Here is an 18,630-nt window from a genome sequence, read left to right as displayed (position 1 = left end):
CATGTCCCCTCAGGACCACCGCGACGCCAGTCTGCCCTCCGGCCTCCGCGCCGAGCTGCTCCTGCGGGAGATGACGCTGGAGGAGAAGTGCGCCCAGCTCACCGCCAGCTGGCCGTGGTTCCTGGTCCGCCCGGACGGCTCGGAGGCCGAGGGCGCCGAGGAAGTGATCAAGACGGCCCCGGGACACGTCGCCGGTCTGACGGCCGACGATCCGGCCCGGCTCGCGCGCATGACGGGCGAGATCCAGCGCCAGTACGTGACCCGCACCCGGCTCGGCATCCCGGCCCTCATCCACCAGGAGGCCCTCAACGGCTTCTGCGCGGGCGGCCACATGGTGTTCCCGACCGGCACCGGGCTGGCGTCGGCATGGAGCCCCGACCTGGTGGAGGCGATGACGGACGTCATCCGCGCACAGATGCGCCGGATCGGCTTCCGGCAGGCACTGGCGCCGGTCATGGACGTCGCGCTCGACCCGAGGTGGGGCCGCGTGCACGAGACCTACGGCGAGGACCCGTACCTCTCCGCCGCGCTCAGCGTCGCCTACACCCGCGGCCTGCAGGGCGAGGACCTGTCCGAGGGCGTCATCGCGACGGCCAAGCACTTCCTCGGCTACGGTCTCGCCTCCGGTGGCATCAACCTCTCCGCCTACGAGGGCGGCGCCCGCCGTACCCGCGACCTGTTCGCCTACCCGTTCGAGGCCGCCATCCAGCTGGCGGGCCTCAAGTCGGTGATGAACTCGTACGCGACGGTGGACGGCGTTCCCGTCGGCGTCTCCCGCGAGATCCTGACGGACCTGCTGCGCGGGACCCTGGGCTTCGACGGCTTCGTCGCCTCGGACTACACGACGCTGGAGCACGTGGTGAAGCGGCAGGGAGCCGCGGCCACCCCCGAGGCGGCCGGGGCGATGGCGATCCACGCGGGCCTCGACGTGGAGCTGCCCACGCCGTACGGCTACGGCAAGGAGTTCGCCGAGGCGGTCCGGCGGGGCGAAGTCGACGAGCGCGACGTGGACACCTGCGTCCTGCGGGTGCTGCAGGCCAAGTTCGAGCTCGGCCTGTTCGAGAACCCGTACCCGGCGGAGCACATCGATCTGGACGCCACGGCACGGGAGGGCGAGGAGGTCTCGCGCGAACTCGCCCGGCGCGGCGTCGTCCTGGCGAAGAACGACGGGCTGCTGCCGCTGGCGGGCGGCGGGCGCACGGTCGCCGTCATCGGCCCGCACGCCGACGCGCCCTCCCTGCAGTTCCCCACCTACACCTATCCCGCCTGGCGGGAGATGATCGTGCGCATGTCGCAGGGCGCGCTCGGCAACCAGGTGGGCGCGGATCCGGGCCTGGCCTCGTGGAACGACGAGCTGTTCCCGCCGGTCGACCCGGAGACCTTCGTCCGCGAGCGGCACGGTGCCCGTTCACTCGCCGAGGCCGTCCAGGACTTCGCCGGCACCGTCCTGGTGGAGCCGGGCACCGGTGTGACACGGCCACTGGACGCGGAGGCGGTCGAGCGCGCGGTCGGCATCGCGGGCCGCTCCGACGTCGTCGTCCTCGCACTCGGCGGAGCTAGCCTGTGGTTCACGGGTGACCGTACGGAGGGTGAGGGCAGCGACTCGGCGGACATCTCGCTGCCCGCGGAGCAGGTGGCTCTTGCCGAGGCGGTCGCCGCCACGGGCAAGCCGTTCGTGGTGGTGCTCTTCCAAGGACGTGCGTACTCGCTGCCCGAGGTGGTGCGTGACGCCGCTGCGATCGTCATCGCTCCGTACGGCGGTCCGTTCGGGCCCGGCGCGGTCGCCGAGGTCCTCTTCGGAGCCGTCAACCCGAGCGGCAAGCTGCCCTACAGCATCCCCCGGCACACCGGCCAGATCCCGGTCTACCACCACCAGCCCGCCGGCACGGGCTACCGCAACCCGCTGCCTCCGGGCGTGAACCGGCTTTACCTGGACCTTGAGGCGACCCCGCTGTACCCCTTCGGGCACGGGCTGAGCTACACCGATTTCACGCTCACCGACCTGTCCGGCGACGCGGAGATCACCACGGAGGGCACCGCCGCCATCGGCGCGACGGTCACCAACACCGGTTCCGTCGAGGGGACCGCGACACTCCAGCTCTATGTGCGGATCCCCGCCACCGGTGTCGCCCAGCCCGCACAGCAGCTGGCCGGCTTCGCCCGGGTCGAGCTGGAGGCGGGCGCGTCGCGCAGGGTCACCTTCCGGCTGGCCGCCGCCCAGCTCGGACACACGAACGTGGCCCGTGAGTTCGCCGTCGAACCGGGGACCGTCCCCTACTTCCTCGGCTTCGACTCCGACGACCGCCGCTTGGAGGGCGCCTTCACCGTGGCCGGCAAGCCCCGGCTCCTCGCCAGTCCGGAGCGGTCCTTCCTCTCCGAGACGCAGATCGACCAGGTCTGATCCGCATCAGCGACCAACCCAAGGAACCACCGTGACGTCACAGCCGGATTCGGCCTCGATCGAGCCCACAGAACTGCCCAACCCGCTGATCCCGGGCTTCAACCCGGACCCGAGCTGCGTCCTCGTCGACGGGACGTACTACGCGGTCACCTCGACGTTCGAGTACCTGCCCGCCCTCCCGGTGTACCGGAGCACCGACTTCGCCACCTGGGAACACATCGGCAACGTCGCCACTCGCGAGGAGCAGGTCGGCATCGCCGGGACGCCGTCCACCGCAGGGGTGTGGGCGCCGACCCTGCGCTATCACGACGGCCTGTACCACGTGATCGTCACGGTGGCCGCCGGAGCGCGCGGCTGTGTGGTCTTCACCGCGACCGACCCGGCAGGCCCCTGGAGCGAGGGACTCGGTCTCGACGGTGTCCAGGGCATCGACCCCGACCTGGCGTGGGACGAGAACGGCACCGCGTACGTCACATACAGCGGTCTGGAGATGGACGGGACGCGTGTCATCGCCCATCACGGCATCCTCCAGGCGAGGGTCGACCTGACCACCGGCGAGGTGCTGGAGAAGCCACGCGAACTCTGGTCCGGTACCGGGCTGACCGCCCCGGAGGCTCCGCACCTCTACCGCCGGGACGGCTTCTGGTACCTCATGATCGCGGAGGGGGGTACCGGGTACGGCCACTCGGTGAGCATCGCCCGAGGCCCCAGTGCCGAGGGACCGTTCGAAGGGGCACCGCACAACCCGATCCTGAGCGCATCGGGGACGGACCGGCGTGTGCAGTGCACCGGCCACGCCGACCTGGTCCGCGGACCGGACGGCAGGGACCTCCTGATCCTTCTGGGCACCCGCACGGCCGGCCGGACCTCGCCCCTCGGGCGGGAAACGTACGTGACCGCTGTCGACTGGGCCGACGGCTGGCCGTACGCGGCTCCGGTGCCGTACAACCCCCGGTCGGAATCCGCCGAGGAATACTTCGAGTTCACGGACACGACCGCCCTGGCCGACCCGGGCTGGCTCGCGGTGGGCCGTACCCCCGAGTCGGTCGCGTCCCTCGACGAGCGTCCCGGCTACCTCACCCTGCACGCAGACTCCGGTGGCATCGACTCCTTCCGCCCCGACTTCGTGGGCCGTCGGCAGAGGCACGTGACCAGTACGGTGAGCGCCCGGGTCGACCCGGCCGACGGCAGGGGCGGTCTGGGGATCCGTCTCGACGAGAACTTCACCATCGGCGTGGTCGCCGAGCGGTCACCGACGGGACGCGGCACCCGTGTCACGGCCAGGGCGTCGATGCCGACCCTCCTCAACTCCTGGAGCACCGAGGTGCCCGACGACGAGGTCGTCCTGCGCATCACCACGCTCGCTCCGGCGTCCTGCGATCCTCAGTGGCTGCCGTCCGGTGACCTGATCCGGCTGAGCGTCGTCGACGCAACCGGCGTCGAGAAACGCGTCACCGAATTCGACGGGCGGGTCTGGTCGGTCGAGACCGCGGTCCCCTTCACCGGCCGCGTGATCGGAATGTTCGCCGAGGAGGGCACGGTCCGCTTTGCCGACTTCGGCTACCACGGGGCGGCGGGCACGTGAGCGGTGCTCGTCCCGGTGTCCGGGGCTGGGACATGTATGAGTGCTGACCGGACAGCGGGTTCTCGGGCACCGGCCGGAGTGGTGGTGACGCTGTCACTGCTGGCGGTGCTGGGCCCGTTGACCACGGACCTCTACCTGCCGGCCTTTCCACGCATGGCCGCGGACCTGGGAGCCAGCGCCGCTCAGATCCAGTGGTCGCTGTCGGCCACGCTCCTGGGAGTCGCGGCCGGGCAACTGCTCTTCGGGCCGCTCAGCGACGCTGTCGGGCGTCGTTGGCCGTTGATGTCCGCCACGGGCATCCACGTTGCCGCCAGCGCGGCCATCGCTCTGGTCGGCAGCGCCGAGTGGCTGCTGGTGTGGCGGTTTCTGCAGGGACTCGGCGCCGCAGGTGTCTCCGTCGTGGCCACCGCCGTCGCCCGTGACGCCTTCGAGGGCCGACGTCTGGTCAGGGTTCTGGCCCGGCTCGCGCTGCTGAGTGGCCTGGCCCCGGTCGTGGCTCCGCTGCTGGGGTCGCTGCTGCTGTGGGCCGCGGGCTGGCGCGGGGTGTTCGCCGCCCTGGCCGGGTACGGCCTCGTCGCGGTGGTGCTGTGTTTTGCCGTCCTGCCCGAGACTTTGACCGGCGGTGGCTCCGGCCCGAGGGACCGGAGCTCGGTGAAGCACCGCTACAGGGCGGTGTTGACGGACAGGGGACTGACGGGGGCGTCGGTCATCGGCGCGACGATGGTGGGTGGTGTGTTCGCCTACTTGTCGACCTCCTCGTTCGCCTTCCAGACCACCTACGGACTGGGTGCCGACGCCTATGCCCTGCTGTTCGCCGTCAACGCGTCGGCGTTCGCCGTGGGGTCCCAGGTGGCGGCCAGGGCGCTGACGCGGTTCTCGCCGCAGCGGGTACTGCGCTGGGCTCTGGGCGCAGCGCTGACGGCCGCCGCTGGGACGGGGCTGACAAGCCTGTTGGCGCTCGGCGTCGTCGGTTTCACCGTCGCCCTGTTCCTCTTCCTGCTCGCGGCGGGCGCCTGTATGCCGACGGTCCAGGTCGTCGCCCTTCAGCGGCATGCCCAGCAGGCCGGCACCGCGGCGTCTGTGCTCGGCTTCGTCAACTTCGGCTTCGCCTCGCTCGTTTCCCCGCTGTCCGGTACCGGCCCTGACCGGGTCCTGGCGCTCGGCGTCGTGTTGGGCGGGCTGTCGTGCGTGGCGCTCGTGTCACTGCGGGTGCTGGTGACGCCCGCGGTGAGAAGCCACGAGCCGACGTCGTCGAGCGTCCCGGCGCCGGACTGCGAGGAGGCCAGAGGCTGTGAGTAGCAGTCTTTGGACGGGTTTCCGCCGCTACAGCCCCATGTCCTTGGCGATGATCGACTTCATCACTTCGCTGGTGCCGCCGTAGATCCGGTTGACGCGCGTGTCGGCGTACATGCGGGCGATCGGGTACTCCAGGACGTAACCGTAACCGCCGTGCAGCTGGAGGCATTTGTCGATGACCCGGCCGGCGACCTCGGTACCGAACAGCTTGATCCGGGCGGCGTCGGCGGCGGTGAGCTGGCCGGCCTCCTCCAGGTCGAGCGCCCGGTCGCACAGTGCCTCGGCGGCGGCCACCTCGGTCTCGCACTCGGCCAGCACGAACTTGGTGTTCTGGAAGTGGGCGACCGGCTTGCCGAAGACCCGACGTTCGCGCACGTAGTTCTGGGCGAACACGATCGCGGCGCGGGCGCGGGAGATCGCCTCGGCACCGATGGCCAGGCGTTCGCGCACCAGGTTCCGGCCCAGGTACTCGAAGCCGCGGCCCTCCTCGCCCAGCAGGTTCTCCACCGGCACCTTGACGTCGACGAAGGACAGCTCGTTCGTGTCGGACGAGCGCAGGCCGATCTTCTCCAACGTGCGGCCGAAGGTGAAGCCCTCGCTGTCGGTGGGGACGACCAGCAGGCTCAGGCCGGCCCGGCGGTGGTCCGGGGCGGCCGGGGAGGTGCGGGCGACGACCACACACAGCTCGGAGTTGCGGGCGCCGGTGATGAAGGTCTTGGACCCGTTCACGATGTAGTGGGTGCCGTCCTCGGAGAGGGTGGCCGTGGTGCGGACGCCGACGAGGTCGGATCCGGTGCCTGGTTCGGTCATCGCGATGCACAGCATGATGTCGCCGGTGGCGACGCCGGGCAGCCAGCGCTTCTTCTGCTCGTCGTCGGCCAGGTCGAGCAGGTAGGGCAGGACGATGCCGGTGCTGAGCGTGTGGTGTCCGAGCATCACGCCCGCGTAGGCGCACTCCTCGTTGAGCACGACCTGGTACTTGTACCCGGGGTCGCCGGGGCCGCCGTACTCCTCCGGGATGCCGAACCCCGTCACGCCGAGGGCGCCCAGTTTGCGGAACAGGTCACGCGAGGGGAGACCGGCCTCCTCCCAGGCCGCGTAGTGGGGCACGACCTCGTCGGCGATGAAGTCCCGGATCACGACGCGGAAGGCCTCGTGGTCCTCGTTGAAGACTGTGCGCTTCATCAGTTCTGCTCGTTCCTGTGATGAGGCCGGAGGGGGGGTGTGGGTGCGGCGGCCCGATGGTCACTCGTCGATCACGACGACCGTCTCGGCGAGGTCGGCGCGGGTGGTGCGGAAGCGGTTGGCCGGATGGGCGGTGTCGGGATAGCCGAACGCGACCGCGCAGACGATCAGTTGGTCCTCCGGGATCCGGAGGTGGGTACGGACGTGGTCGGAGTGCATGGCGATCGCGGCCTGCGGGACGGTCGCGATGCCGAGTGAGGTGCCGGCGTTGAGCAGGTTCGCGACGTAGCCACCGCAGTCGATGGCTCCGTACACGCCCTGGTCCCGGTCGCCGGTGATGATCGCGACGTGCGGGGCGCCGAAGAACTCGAAGTTCTTCAGCAACTGCGCCTCTCGCGCGGCCAGATCGGTCTTCTCGATCCCGAGGCTGGCGTACAGCGCGTGTCCCGCCTCCCGGCGGCGATCCCGGTAGACCCCCCGGTACCGGGCGGGTGCCTCGAGATCGGACACCTGCTGCCGGGTGCGCGCGTGCTCGGTCAGGCTCCGTGCCAGGCGCCGGGTCGCTTCGCCCTTGGTCAGGTGGACGTGCCAGGGCTGGGTGTTGCACCAGGACGCGGTGCGCTGTGCCATGCCGAACATCCTGGCGATGACGTGGTCCGGGACCTGGTCCGGCAGGTAGGCGCGACAGCTCCAGCGCCGTCGCAGCAGTCCCTCGAAGTCGTCGGCCCCGGCGGGTCCGCTCGCTGCGGAACTGCCGAGGATCTCCGCGGTGCTCATGCGGCGCCTTTCCGGGGTCATGGATGCAGGACGTACTTGCCTACGGCCCGGCGTTCGCCGAACAACTGCAGCACCCGGCCGGTGTCGGTCAGCGACGCGGTCGAGGGCCGCGCCGGGTGCAACTCGCCACGCCCGATCCGGGCGAGGACGTCGGCGAGGAGGGCCGCGTTGCCGCGTGGTCCGCCGACTTCGCGCGACCAGTCGCCCCAGTCGACGCCGACGACCGAGCGGTTGCGCAGCAACACGATGTTCGCCGGCAACCGGGGAATGTCGCCCGAGGCGAATCCGAGGACGCAGAAGCGCCCGCCGGTCGTCAGCGCCCGCAGGGCGCTTTCGGCCGCAGGCCCCCCGACCGGGTCGATGACGACGTCCGCGCCGCCGCCGGTGGCGGCACGGATGCCGTCCTTGAGGTTGTCGTAGCCGAGCGTCACTTCGGCTCCGGCCGCTTTGGCCGCGGCACGCTTGTCCTCCGTGGAGGCCACCGCGACGACGCGGGCACCGAGGCTGCGCGCCACATCGATCGCGGCTTGGCCGATGCCTCCGCCGGCGCCGAGGACGACGACGTGCTCGCCGGGCCCGATCGTGAGGCGATGGGTGGTGGCGAACACCAGGGTCAGATAACTCTCCATGGCCGCCGCGGCGATGTCGGGGGTGACGTCGGCGGGCAACGGGACGACCGCGTCGGCGGGAACGGTGACATGTGAGGCGTAGCCGCCGAAGTCGGCGAGCACCGTCGCCACCGCGGTACCGAGGGGCGGGCTCGCGACGCCCTCGCCGGCCGCGACCACGCGGCCCGCCACGCAGCTGCCCGGAGTGAACGGCAGCGGCGGCCGGACCTGGTAGGCGCCGCGCACGAGGAGCCCGTCGACGAAGCTGACACCGACGGCCGTCAGCTCGACGAGGACCTCGCCGGGCCGCGGCCGCGGTGTCGGCTCCTCCAGGATCCGCAGAGCCGACGGATCGCCGAACTCCAGGCAGACGACGCGTCGCACGAGTACCTCCGATGTCGATGGTCCGGTTCAGGGCCCGGTCCCGGGGTGGGGGTTCCGGTCCGGGGGCCGGACGCGGGGGAGGGGCACCTGGAAAGCCGCTGGGTGTCAGCGGCCGCGCCAGCGGGGTGTCCGCTTCTCCAGGAAGGCGGCGACGCCCTCGCCCTGGTCCTCGGAGCCGAGGACGGATTCGATCGCATGCCGGGTCACCTCCCACCCCAGCTCGTCCGCCTCGGCGGCGACCCGGTCCACCGCGGCGAGGGTCGCGCTCACCGACAGCGGGGAGTTCGCACAGACCTGGTCGGCCAGTGCCATGGCGGCAGCCTCCGCCTCGCCGTCGTCCACCAGGTCGTTGACCAGCCCGAGCTCGTAGGCCCGAGGGGCGGGCAGGGGCCTGCCGGTCAGCAGCATCTGCTTGGCCACGGTCAGGGGCAGCGGCCGCCAGGCCCGGAACAGCGCCCCACAGGTGGGCACCACGCCCCGGGACACCTCGGGCAGACCGAACTGGGCCGACCGGCCCGCAACGACCATGTCACAGGCCAGGACCAGCTCGAAGCCGCCACCGAGGGCGACGCCCTCGACCGCGGCGATCAAAGGGGTGGCGCGCTGCCTGCGGACGACTCCGTAGGGTCCGCCGCGGGGCGTCGGGTCTCCGGCGCCCACCGCGAGATCGGTTCCGGCGGAGAACACCTGGCCACCGCCGGTGAGGATCCCGCACCGAAGATCCGGATCGTCGTCGAGTTCGTTCAGCGCGGCATCCAGCGAGGCCGTCATGCCTGCGTCGACGGCGTTGCGCTTGGCCGTGCGCTGCATCCGGATGACAAGGACGTGGCCGTGCCGTTCCAAGACCACCCTGGTGCCGGCCTCGGGGCGGCTCGGCTCCGCGCTCACCGGTACTGCTCCCTGAGTTCGCGCTTGAACAGCTTGCCGGTGGGTGAACGTGGCAGCTCGTCGGCGAAGTCGAGGCCGCGTGGGCACTTGTAGGCCGAGAGATGCCGACGGCACCAGTCGATGAGCTGCTCGGCCATCTCCGGACTCGGGGCCAGGTCCGGGCGGAGCTGGACCACGGCGTGCACGACCTCGCCCAGCTCGTCGTGCGGAATGCCGAAGACCGCGGCGTCGGCCACGTCCGCGTGCGCGACCAGGACGTTCTCGGCCTCCTGCGGGTAGATGTTCACGCCCCCGGAGAGAACGAGGTCGACGCGGCGGTCGGCGAGGTAGAGATAGCCGTCGGCGTCGAGGTGGCCGAGGTCGCCGACCGTGGTCCAGCCACGGTCGTTGCGTGACTCCGCGGTCTTGGCCGGGTCGTTCAGGTACTCGAAGGGCAGGCCGCCCTCGGACCAGACCGTTCCGATCTCGCCCACGGGCAGTTCCCCGCCGACCTCGTCGAGGATGTGAGGCCGCCCGAGCAGTGGCCGTCCGACCGAGCCCGGGTGCGCGAGCCACTCCTGGGAGTCGATCGCGGTGAACAGGTAGTTCTCGGTGGACGAGTAGTACTCGTGCACGATCGGTCCGAGCCAGGCGATCAGGGCCCGCTTGGCCTCGGGCGGGCACGGGGCCGCCGCGTGCACGAGCACACGAAGGGACGACAGGTCACGTCGCGCGCGTGCTTCCGCGGGCAGCTTGAGCATTCGGGTGAGCATCGTCGGAACCATCTGGGTGTGGGTCACGCGATGGCGTTCGATGAGCTCCAGCGCGGCCTCGGCGCCGAAGCGCTCCATGATCACGACAGTGCCGCCGTAACGGTGCACCGTCATGCAGAAGCGCAACGGCGCGGCGTGGTACAGCGGCGCAGGTGAAAGGTACGTCGCCTTCTCGTCGAGGCCCCAGCGCTCGTGCAGCAGGGTGGCGACGCCGGGCGGGGTGCCCAGCGGGGCCAACGGCAGGTTCGCCGCGACGCCCTTCGGCCGGCCGGTCGTACCCGAGGAATAGAGCAGGTCGACGCCTTCCCGCTCCTCGGGCACGACAGGAAGGGCAGCGGACGCGGCCTCGGCCAGCTCCTCGAAGCCCTGGGCCGCGGGCCCGGTGCTGAATCGCAGTTCGACCCCGGGCGCCTCCAGCAGCGCGGCGGCGGCCCGGTCGACGTGGGCGGGGCTGGTGACGAGGGCACGGGCCTGGGAGTCGCGCAGGATGTAGGCAGCCTCCGCGGGCTCCAGCCGGACGGGCAGGCCGACGTAACGCAGCCCGCGCCGTTGCGCCGCCCATGCCACCGGTAGGTAGTCGGCGGTGTTCTCCATCAGGATGGCGACACAGTCACCGTGCCGGAGCCCGCGGGACCACAGCAGGGCGGCGACGGCCCGGGACGAGTCGACCAGTTCGCCGTAGGTCACCATGTGTCCGGTCTCGGCCATGACGAATGCCGGACGCGCGGGATCGGTGCGCGCCACCGAGTCGGGAAAGGGGGCGCCGGGGGAGGGCGTGGTGTGCACGAGATGCTCCAGGTCAGCTGGCCGTGACGACGTCGGTCTCGTCGGAGGCGACATGTTCGGAGGTCGAGTGGTAGCGGCGACGGATGATCAGCTGCAGACAGACCAGGGAGGCCATGGCCAGGACGGCCACGAGCGCGCCGACCCGCCAGGCGTTCGCCGAGTCACCGTCGATCAACGCGACGGTGACGAACGGTCCGAAGCCCCCGACGATCCCTGCTGTCTGATAACCGAGCGAGGCGCCCGAGGAACGCACCTCCGGCGGGAAGAGCTCGGCGATGAGCGTGCCCTGAGTGCCGGTCTGTAGAGACATGGCGACGGCGGCGCCTATGACGGCCAGGGCGAACGGCCAGATCCGGTCGGGCCCGGACGCGGGAATCAGCAACCACATCGGTACTCCCCAGACCATCATCGCGGCGGCTCCCAGCCCGAAGATCAGCCTGCGGCCGAAGCGGTCCGACAGCCAGCCGAAGAGCGGCACCAACGGCATCATGAGAGCGCACGCCACCAGCACCCAGGTGAGGGCCGAGGTGCGGCCCATCCCGAGATACGTCGTCACGAACTGCACCGAGCCGGCGACCGTCACCTGGAAGAGCACCACACCCGCGGTGTTCGCGCCCGCCGCGGTCAGGATCGCGCCCGGGTTGCGCCGGACGGCCTCGACGAACACGGAGCGCCGGACCTCGGCCTTGGGTCGTGCGGCGGCCCTCGCCGCGGCCGCCTCGAACTCCGGGGTCTCCGCCAGGAATCGGTGGATGGCGAAGGCGATCGGCAGCATGACCAGACTGATCCAGAAGGGGATCCTCCACACCCAGGAGGAGAAGGCCTCCGCCGAGGACGCCGCGGTGGCGATCAGGAACACCGCGTTGCCGAGTACCGCCCCGATCGGGACGCCGAGTTGGGCGAAGCTTCCGTAGAACCCGCGCAGGTGCGCGGGCGCGTTCTCCGTCGCGACCAGGACCGCGCTGCTCCACTGCGCGCCGACGGCCAGCCCCTGGCACAGGCGCAGTATCACCAGCAGCGCCGGCGCCAGCCACACTGCCTCGGTGTTCGGTACGCAGCCGATCAGCGAGGTGGCCACCGCCATGAGGCTGATGGCGCCGACCAGCACGGGCTTGCGTCCGTGCCGGTCCCCGAGCGCGCCCGCGACGGCGCCGCCGACGGGCCGGGCGACGAAGCCCACCGCCACGGTGGCGAACGAACTGAGGGCCGAGACGACGGCGTCGTCGGTGGCGAAGAAGGTGGTGTTGAAGACCAGCGCGGCGGCGGTGGAGTAGATGAAGAAGTCGTACCACTCGAGCGAGGTCGCGATCGCCGCGGCGAAGGACGCGCGGGCCGAACGACGGGGTGGAGCGGCCTCAGGGACCGCTGGACCGGCATGTGACGACACTGTCATCTCCAGGGGGAGTCCGCGGCGAGAGCCGACGGCATGGTTGGCCGACTTTGCCCCTTCCGGGCGAGGTGGGAACGGCGCGGTGGCTCGTGAGCGGCGATACCGTCCGCGCGTCTGTGGCGCGTGGCGCTCAAGGGCTGCCAGGTTCCGCACTCCGCGGTGAGAACGCTACTCGGGGCGGCAGTTTGTTTCGTTCATGGCGGCTCCATGAAATCTATCGATCGATAGATCGGACCCTAGGGCCCTGGCCGACATCGCGTCAAGGACTCTTGATGGGGGTGCTCGTCGCTCCTATAGTGCAATATCTATCGATCGATAGAGTTGTGGCCGCGGAGCAGAGCAGAGGGGCAGGCTCATGATCAACGCCGTCATCGTGGACGCGGTGCGCACCCCGTCCGGCAGGGGCAAGCCGGGCGGGCAGCTGTCCGGGATCCATCCGGCCGAACTGCTGTCGGGTGTGCTCCGGACGCTGGTCGCGCGCAATGACCTCGACCCCGACCAGGTCGACGACGTGATCGCCGGCTGTGTCGGACAGGCGGGCGAGCAGGCGATGAACATCGCGCGCAGCGCCGTTCTCGGTGCGGGTTTTCCCGAGTCGGTCCCGGCGACGACCGTCGACCGCCAGTGCGGTTCGAGCCAGCAGGCCGCGAGTTTCGCCGCGCAGGGTGTGATCGCCGGCGCGTACGACGTGGTGATCGCGTGCGGGGTGGAGTCCATGAGCCGGGTGCCGATGGGCTCGCCCGCCCAGGGCCGCGATCCCTTCGGCCCGGGGGTCGGCGCGCGCTATCCCGGCGGGTTGGTCAACCAGGGTGTCGCGGCCGAACTCATCGCCGCCCGCTGGAAGTTCGACCGCGACACCTTGGACGCGTATGCCGCTCAGTCGCATGCGCGAGCGGCGGCGGCCATGGACCGCGGGGCCTTCCGCCAGGAGCTCGCCCCGGTCGTGGGCCCCGACGGGGGTGTCCTCACCAGGGACGAGACAGTCCGGCCGGGGACGGATGCGGCGGGGCTGGCCGGACTGAGGCCCTCCTTCGCGGATGAGGAGATCTCCCGGCGCTTCCCGGAGATCGAGGACTGGCGCATCACGCCGGGGAACTCCTCGCCGCTCACCGACGGGGCGTCGGCCGTCCTGATCATGAGTGAGGACAGGGCCGTGGCGCTCGGCCTGCGACCGCTGGCCCGCTTCCATGCCTTCGCCGTCACGGGCAGTGACCCACTGCTGATGCTCACCGGTGTCGTCCCGGCCAGTCGGCGAGTGCTGACCCGCGCGGGCCTGACGATCGAGGACATCGACGCGTACGAGGTCAACGAGGCCTTCGCACCCGTCCCGCTGCTCTGGGAGCGGGAACTGGGTGCGGACCCCGAGCGGCTCAACCCCCGCGGTGGCGCCATCGCACTCGGCCACGCACTCGGCGCGTCCGGCACCCGTCTGCTCACCACGCTGGTGCACCACCTGCGGGCCACCGGCGGGCGCTACGGCCTGCAGACGATGTGCGAGGGCGGCGGCATGGCCAACGCCACGATCATCGAACGCATCTGACGTCCCCCACCAACGAGATCCAGGAGAACACGTGGACATCGCAGGCAGCGTCGCCCTCGTCACCGGAGGGGCCTCCGGCCTCGGGCTGGCGACCGTGCGGAAGTTCGTCGAGTCGGGGGCCGCGGTCGTCATCGTCGACCTGCCGGCCTCCAAGGGCAAGGCCGTCGCGGAGGAACTCGGCGACCAGGTGGCCTTCGCCCCGGCCGACGTCACCAGCGAGGCGGACGTGTCGGCCGCCCTCGACCTCGCCCAGTCGCTCGGGACCCTCCGGGTCGCCGTGAACTGCGCGGGGATAGGTCCTGCGGCCAAGACGGTGGGCAGGGCGGGCGCGCACCCGCTCGATACGTTCACCAAGGTCGTCCAGGTCAATCTGATCGGTACGTTCAACGTCATCCGCCTCGCCGCCGAGCGGATGGCACGGACCGAACCCCACGGCGAGGAGCGCGGTGTCATCATCAACACCGCGTCCGTCGCCGCCTTCGACGGCCAGATCGGCCAGGCCTCCTACTCCGCCTCCAAGGGCGGGATCGTCGGCATGACCCTCCCGGTCGCCCGTGACCTGGCGAGCCTCGCCATCCGCGTGGTGACCATCGCGCCAGGGCTGTTCCACACCCCGCTGTTCGACACCCTCCCCAAGGAGGCGGTCGCCTCGCTGGGAGCGCAGGTCCCGCACCCCGCACGCCTGGGCGACCCGGGCGAGTACGCGGCGCTGGCCGCCCATGTCGTCGCCAACCCCATGCTCAACGGCGAGACCATCCGCCTCGACGGCGCCATCCGTATGGCCCCTCGGTAGGCCGTCGCCCCACAGCCCCCTCAGGCCAGGGCGGAGGTGGCCTCATAACGGCCGGACGGCAGCCGGTAGGACGCCGTGCCGTCCGAGAAGCCCAGGTACTCGACGCCCTCGACGCGGGACAGGGGTGTCCTGCCCGCCCGGACGGCGGCCGGGTCGGTGGCGGGGATGCGCAGCGTCGCCGTGCTGTTGGCGGGGACGTGGGCCCGGTACGTCAGGGCGCGGCCCTTCGCCGTCCACTCGCTGACGATCTCGCCGTACGGAGACACGTGCGAGCCGGACACGTGGGTGATCCTCCCCGTCGGATCGACGTGCGGGCGCAGGAAGAAGTGACGGAAGCCGGGGTTGTCCGGGTCCCTGGCGATGCCCGCCATCCCCTCGTACATCCACTCCATGATCGACCCGTAGGCGTAGTGGTTGAAGGAGTTCATCACCACCGGGCCGAAACCGTCCTGCTTCGAGTACGAGTTCCACCACTCCCACAGGGTGGTGGCTCCGTTGTCGACGGAGAACAGCCAGGACGGCAGGGCGTTCTGGTGGAGCAGTGTGTACGCGAGGTCGGCGCGGCCCTCGTCGGTGAGGACGGGGGCGAGGACGTTCACACCGAGGAAGCCGACGGAGAGAGTGTCCGCGGCGTACTGGACACGGGCGCTGGTGGGATGGGCCGCCTTGTACGCGGCGTCGTTGCCGATGTTGTCGGCGAGCAGGGAGACCAGTCGGCGGCGCTGGGCCTCGGTGTCGTACAGGTCGAGCTTGAGCACCCACAGCAGCGCGGTCTGGCTGTCGTCCTCGGGTTCCGTGCCGGTGGGCGGCGTGCCGCCCAGGCTGGAGCGCACGGTGATGCTGTCCCCCCGGACGCTGAGGTACCTGGCCTTGAACGCGCGCTTGATGTCGCCGAGGAGCTTGTCGTACGCGTCCGCCTCCGCGGCCCGGCCTGTCGCCCGCGCCATGTGGGCCATGAGCCGGGTGCTGTAGGCGTAGTAGACGTCGCTCATGAACTGGGTGCCGGTGCCCTGGGGGGCCAGCCAGTCGGCGAACAGGGAGCCCTGGCCCGCGTAGGTCGTCCCGCTCCTTTTCACGATCCAGTCGAGGTAGCGGTTCATCGCCTCCCAGTTGCGGTCTATGACGGTCCGGTCTCCGCTCATCTGCCACACGGTCCAGGGCACGATGATCCCGCAGTCGGCCCAGCCGCTCACCGGAGCGACGGTGAAGGCCCGGTTCCCGGGGGCGACCGCGGGGAACTGGGCGCCGTCGATGCCGTATGTCCGCTGCGACTCGACGAGGAGGTCCTCGAAGTGGCTGAGGAAGGTGACGGCGTCCACGTTGTACAGGCCGGTGGCGCAGAACACCTGGGTGTCGCCGGTCCAGCCGAGGCGCTCGTCGCGCTGCGGGCAGTCGGTCGGTATCCACAGGTAGTTGCCGCGCTGACCCCAGTGGACGTTGCTGATCAACTGGTTGACCTGGTCGTCGTCGGTGGTGACGGTGCCGACCTCGCGCAGCGCGGAGGTGGCGACGCAGCCGGTGAGCGAGGTGACGGTGACCGGCCCGCCGGTGACGGTCACGGAGGCGTACCGGAAGCCGTAGAAGGTGAGCGAGTCCTCGTGGGTCTCGCCGTGCGGATCGCCCCTGAGGATGTACGTGCTGGTCGCCTCGGCGGTGCGCAGGTTCGCGCGGTAGACGGAACCCGCGGGGCCGTCGGCGCTCTGGCTCGCGTCGTTGAGCATCTCGCCGAAGCGGAGGGTGACCTGGGCGCCGACGGGGCCGCGCACGGTGTAGCGGGGCACGCCGACCATGTTCTGGCCGAGGTCGAAGACCGCCGTGTCCCCTTCGGCGAGGGTCACGGACGCGGTGGCGGCCCAGGCGGGATCGGTCACCGTGCGACCTTCATCGACGACGACGTGGCCCTTGCCATTGGCGCTGGAGCCCTCGCCCGCGACGCCGGTGCAGACGGTGAGCGAGCGCGGGGTGCGGTCCCACCGAGGGGTCAGCCGGGCGCTGTCCCCCGGGTAGGCGACCAGCCGGGCGTCCGGGAAGCGGGCCGAGTAGCCGTGCTCCGCGACGTCCGCCCAGGAGGAGTCGTCATAGCCGGCCGCCGTCCAGCCGGGCAGCTCCTTGCGGGCGTCGTAGGTCTGGCCGTCGTAGATGTCGTCGGCGCGGTGGGGGCCGGTGTCGGTCGCCTTCCAGCCGGCACCGGGCCCGGTCACCACGCTCTGCGTCGACCCGTCGGCATAGCGCAGCAGCAGTTTGGCCTTCAGCGCGAGCGGGTTGCCGTCGGCGGAGTAGTAGACGCTGTCCTGCGAGACGCGGCCGTTGTACCAGCCGTTGCCCAGCACCGCCGCGAGCGCCAGCCGCTTCCGTCCGGAGACCAGATCCGTGACGTCATAGGTGAAGTAGCTGACAGTGGTGTCGTAGTTCGTCCAGCCGGGGGTGAGGAGTTCACGGGTGGTGCCGGTGCCGTGCGGCACGGTGACCCGGTGGCCGTTGACGTGGGCCTCGTACACGCCGAGCGCCGACACGTACAGCCGGGCCTCGCGGACCGCGCCCCGAAGACGGGTCTCGCGGCGCAGCAGCGGGGCCCCGGCCGAATTCGCCTTCTTGCCCGACATCGCGATCCATCGGGCGCCGTCCCAGTTGGTCGTGCCGTCGGTGCTCAGCAGGCCGGTCTCGAAGAAGGCGGCCGGGGCGTCGGGAACGGCACGGCCGTCCTCGTCCCAGACGCGGACGGTCCAGTGGTAGCGGGTGGAGGGCTTCAGGGCGCGGCCCGCGTAACGCACGGCCACCGAGTCCGCGGAGGCGACGCGGCCGCTGTCCCACACGTCTGCCCGGCCGGCGCGCAGCCGACCGGCGGAGCTCGCGACCAGAACTCGGTAGGCGCTCTGACGCCGTCCACGGGTGGCGGAGGACATTCGCCAGCCGAACCTCGGACGGGCCGCGTCCACACCGAGGGGTTCGGTGCGGTGCTCGACCGTCAGCGCCGCTATTTCCGTTTCCGTCGCCGTGCTGCTTCGGGTGGTGCCCACCGCAGGGCCGGCCGGGCCGATCACGCCTGCCGCGACCACCGGCACGGTGCCCAGTGCGGTGGCCAGTACCGTCCTGCGCCGCACGCTTCCGCCTGTTGCACCGTCGACTCCGTCACTCATGACGCTGTCCCTTCGGCTACATGAGCTTGTATCGATTCAAAGCCCCGAATGAGCGAAGAAAGTATCGACGGACGTGAGTCATGTCCATGGTTGGAGCCATAGCAGATGGATCGGTAGATATGGCCGACAGTGTGGTAAGAGGCAGTGGGTTGAAACGTTAAAAAGCCGCAGGCGCCTTATGACGGAGTGTGGGTCGTGGTGCGGTGGCCGACCACGGCGGCGAGCGCGGGATCGTGCTCGCCGACCAGTTGGCGGACACGAACCTCGGCGAGCGGCCCGAGGATGTCGTAGATCTGGACGAACATGGCGCGAGCCCGGTGGCCGGGCCATCCCTCGGGCAGCAGGTTCGCGGGAAGCTCGGGGTCGGCGCCGACCATCTCGCGCCAGACGTCCTTGACCGTGGTGCGCGCGACCAGCGCCTCCGCCGAACCCACCCGCCCCCCGGTCACCCGGTCCAGCAGTGGTGTGTACTCCGTGATGAACTCGGCGTACCCGGCTCGAACGGCGTCAAGGTCCCAGGCGGCCAACGGGTCTCCGTCGCCCTGTGCGTGGACGAGGGTGGAGCGCAGCACCGTGGCGCTGCGTACGCCGACGCTCTCCAGAAGCTCGACCGTCTGCCCGGCGTCGGCATGCGGTGACATCCACACGCCGTCGTACACGGCGGCGTACCCGAGGAAGCGCAGGCGGCGGCGGATGACATGCCGCAGATCCCGCTGCTCATCGGGAACGGAGAACGCCACCGTGGTCCACAGGCCGTCCCAGGGCCGGTCGGCGCTGCCGAACTCCGTGATGCGGCGTTGCGTCTGCTCCAGAGTGCGCGCCGTACCCGGCGTCATCCGGTAATACGTCCGGCGTCCTCGCTTGTCCACGTCCAGCACACCACGACGGGCCAGCCGGCCGATCGCCGCCCGTGCGCTCACGGGCGTGATGCCGAAGTCCCCCAGCAACGTGACCAGAGCGGCCGAGGGCAGGGAATCCACGGCGCGGAACCAGTAGTCGGTGAACAGCCCGAGGATCAGGTGCTGGGGGTTGGCGCCGATCTGAGCCCGCGGCAGATCGACGTCGACCAGTGTTGTCTGGGGATTCATCAGCGCGAGCGTACTGGTAT

At 70.8% G+C, this 18,630-nt stretch carries 13 protein-coding genes; 5 read left to right on the top strand and 8 right to left on the bottom strand.

What is annotated here, in order from left to right; all coding sequences use genetic code 11:
• Nucleotide 1: 1 nt before the first annotated feature.
• The 3 genes from ACIPSJ_RS22670 to ACIPSJ_RS22660 all read left to right on the top strand — a co-directional run bounded on the left by ACIPSJ_RS22670 (nucleotide 2) and on the right by ACIPSJ_RS22660 (nucleotide 5,285).
• Nucleotides 2-2,401, top strand: a complete 2,400-nt coding sequence (locus ACIPSJ_RS22670; RefSeq protein WP_401348175.1) for a glycoside hydrolase family 3 N-terminal domain-containing protein — start codon at nucleotides 2-4, stop codon at nucleotides 2,399-2,401.
• A 31-nt stretch (nucleotides 2,402-2,432) separates the two neighbouring features.
• Complete coding sequence (locus tag ACIPSJ_RS22665; protein WP_401348174.1) at nucleotides 2,433-3,986, top strand: family 43 glycosylhydrolase; 1,554 nt, start codon at nucleotides 2,433-2,435, stop codon at nucleotides 3,984-3,986.
• Between the two features lie 84 nt (nucleotides 3,987-4,070).
• Entirely contained in the window at nucleotides 4,071-5,285 is a 1,215-nt protein-coding gene (locus ACIPSJ_RS22660; RefSeq protein WP_401348172.1) for a multidrug effflux MFS transporter, read from the top strand.
• A 24-nt stretch (nucleotides 5,286-5,309) separates the two neighbouring features.
• On the opposite strand, the gene ACIPSJ_RS22655 is transcribed toward ACIPSJ_RS22660, so the two are convergent.
• The 6 genes from ACIPSJ_RS22655 to ACIPSJ_RS22630 all read right to left on the bottom strand — a co-directional run bounded on the left by ACIPSJ_RS22655 (nucleotide 5,310) and on the right by ACIPSJ_RS22630 (nucleotide 12,049).
• Nucleotides 5,310-6,467, bottom strand: coding sequence for an acyl-CoA dehydrogenase family protein (locus ACIPSJ_RS22655; protein WP_401348170.1), 1,158 nt, complete (start codon nucleotides 6,465-6,467; stop codon nucleotides 5,310-5,312).
• A gap of 60 nt (nucleotides 6,468-6,527) precedes the next feature.
• Entirely contained in the window at nucleotides 6,528-7,244 is a 717-nt protein-coding gene (locus ACIPSJ_RS22650; protein WP_401348168.1) for a nitroreductase, read from the bottom strand.
• 17 nt (nucleotides 7,245-7,261) lie between these two features.
• The gene (locus tag ACIPSJ_RS22645; RefSeq protein ID WP_401348165.1) at nucleotides 7,262-8,236 is read right to left on the bottom strand and encodes an NADPH:quinone oxidoreductase family protein; all 975 of its coding nucleotides are present in this window, start codon (nucleotides 8,234-8,236) and stop codon (nucleotides 7,262-7,264) included.
• 105 nt (nucleotides 8,237-8,341) lie between these two features.
• Complete coding sequence (locus ACIPSJ_RS22640) at nucleotides 8,342-9,124, bottom strand: enoyl-CoA hydratase-related protein (RefSeq protein ID WP_401348162.1); 783 nt, start codon at nucleotides 9,122-9,124, stop codon at nucleotides 8,342-8,344.
• The gene (locus tag ACIPSJ_RS22635; protein WP_401348160.1) at nucleotides 9,121-10,662 is read right to left on the bottom strand and encodes an AMP-binding protein; all 1,542 of its coding nucleotides are present in this window, start codon (nucleotides 10,660-10,662) and stop codon (nucleotides 9,121-9,123) included. Before ACIPSJ_RS22635 ends, ACIPSJ_RS22640 begins: the two co-directional genes overlap by 4 nt.
• A gap of 13 nt (nucleotides 10,663-10,675) precedes the next feature.
• Nucleotides 10,676-12,049 carry an MFS transporter gene (locus tag ACIPSJ_RS22630; RefSeq protein ID WP_401348158.1) on the bottom strand — a complete coding sequence of 458 codons (1,374 nt, stop codon included), beginning with the start codon at nucleotides 12,047-12,049 and terminating at the stop codon, nucleotides 10,676-10,678.
• Between the two features lie 358 nt (nucleotides 12,050-12,407).
• On the opposite strand from ACIPSJ_RS22630, the gene ACIPSJ_RS22625 reads away from it, so the two are divergent.
• Together ACIPSJ_RS22625 and ACIPSJ_RS22620 are read left to right on the top strand one after the other, a co-directional pair.
• Nucleotides 12,408-13,592: a thiolase family protein gene (locus ACIPSJ_RS22625; protein ID WP_401348155.1), complete on the top strand. Its 1,185-nt coding sequence runs from the start codon at nucleotides 12,408-12,410 to the stop codon at nucleotides 13,590-13,592.
• A 31-nt stretch (nucleotides 13,593-13,623) separates the two neighbouring features.
• Nucleotides 13,624-14,385, top strand: coding sequence for a 3-hydroxyacyl-CoA dehydrogenase (locus ACIPSJ_RS22620; RefSeq protein ID WP_401348154.1), 762 nt, complete (start codon nucleotides 13,624-13,626; stop codon nucleotides 14,383-14,385).
• Nucleotides 14,386-14,405: 20 nt separating this feature from the next.
• Here the strand turns inward: ACIPSJ_RS22620 and ACIPSJ_RS22615 are convergent, their stop codons facing one another.
• On the bottom strand, nucleotides 14,406-17,522 hold the full coding sequence (locus ACIPSJ_RS22615) for a family 78 glycoside hydrolase catalytic domain (protein ID WP_401348152.1): 3,117 nt from the start codon (nucleotides 17,520-17,522) through the stop codon (nucleotides 14,406-14,408).
• A 176-nt stretch (nucleotides 17,523-17,698) separates the two neighbouring features.
• Entirely contained in the window at nucleotides 17,699-18,610 is a 912-nt protein-coding gene (locus ACIPSJ_RS22610) for a PaaX family transcriptional regulator C-terminal domain-containing protein (RefSeq protein WP_359212597.1), read from the bottom strand.
• Nucleotides 18,611-18,630: the final 20 nt, after the last annotated feature.

Origin of the sequence: Streptomyces sp. NPDC090088 (assembly GCF_044747345.1) — a bacterium.
In the GTDB taxonomy this organism is placed as follows: domain Bacteria; phylum Actinomycetota; class Actinomycetes; order Streptomycetales; family Streptomycetaceae; genus Streptomyces.
This window is presented reverse-complemented; position numbering and strand designations above follow the sequence as displayed.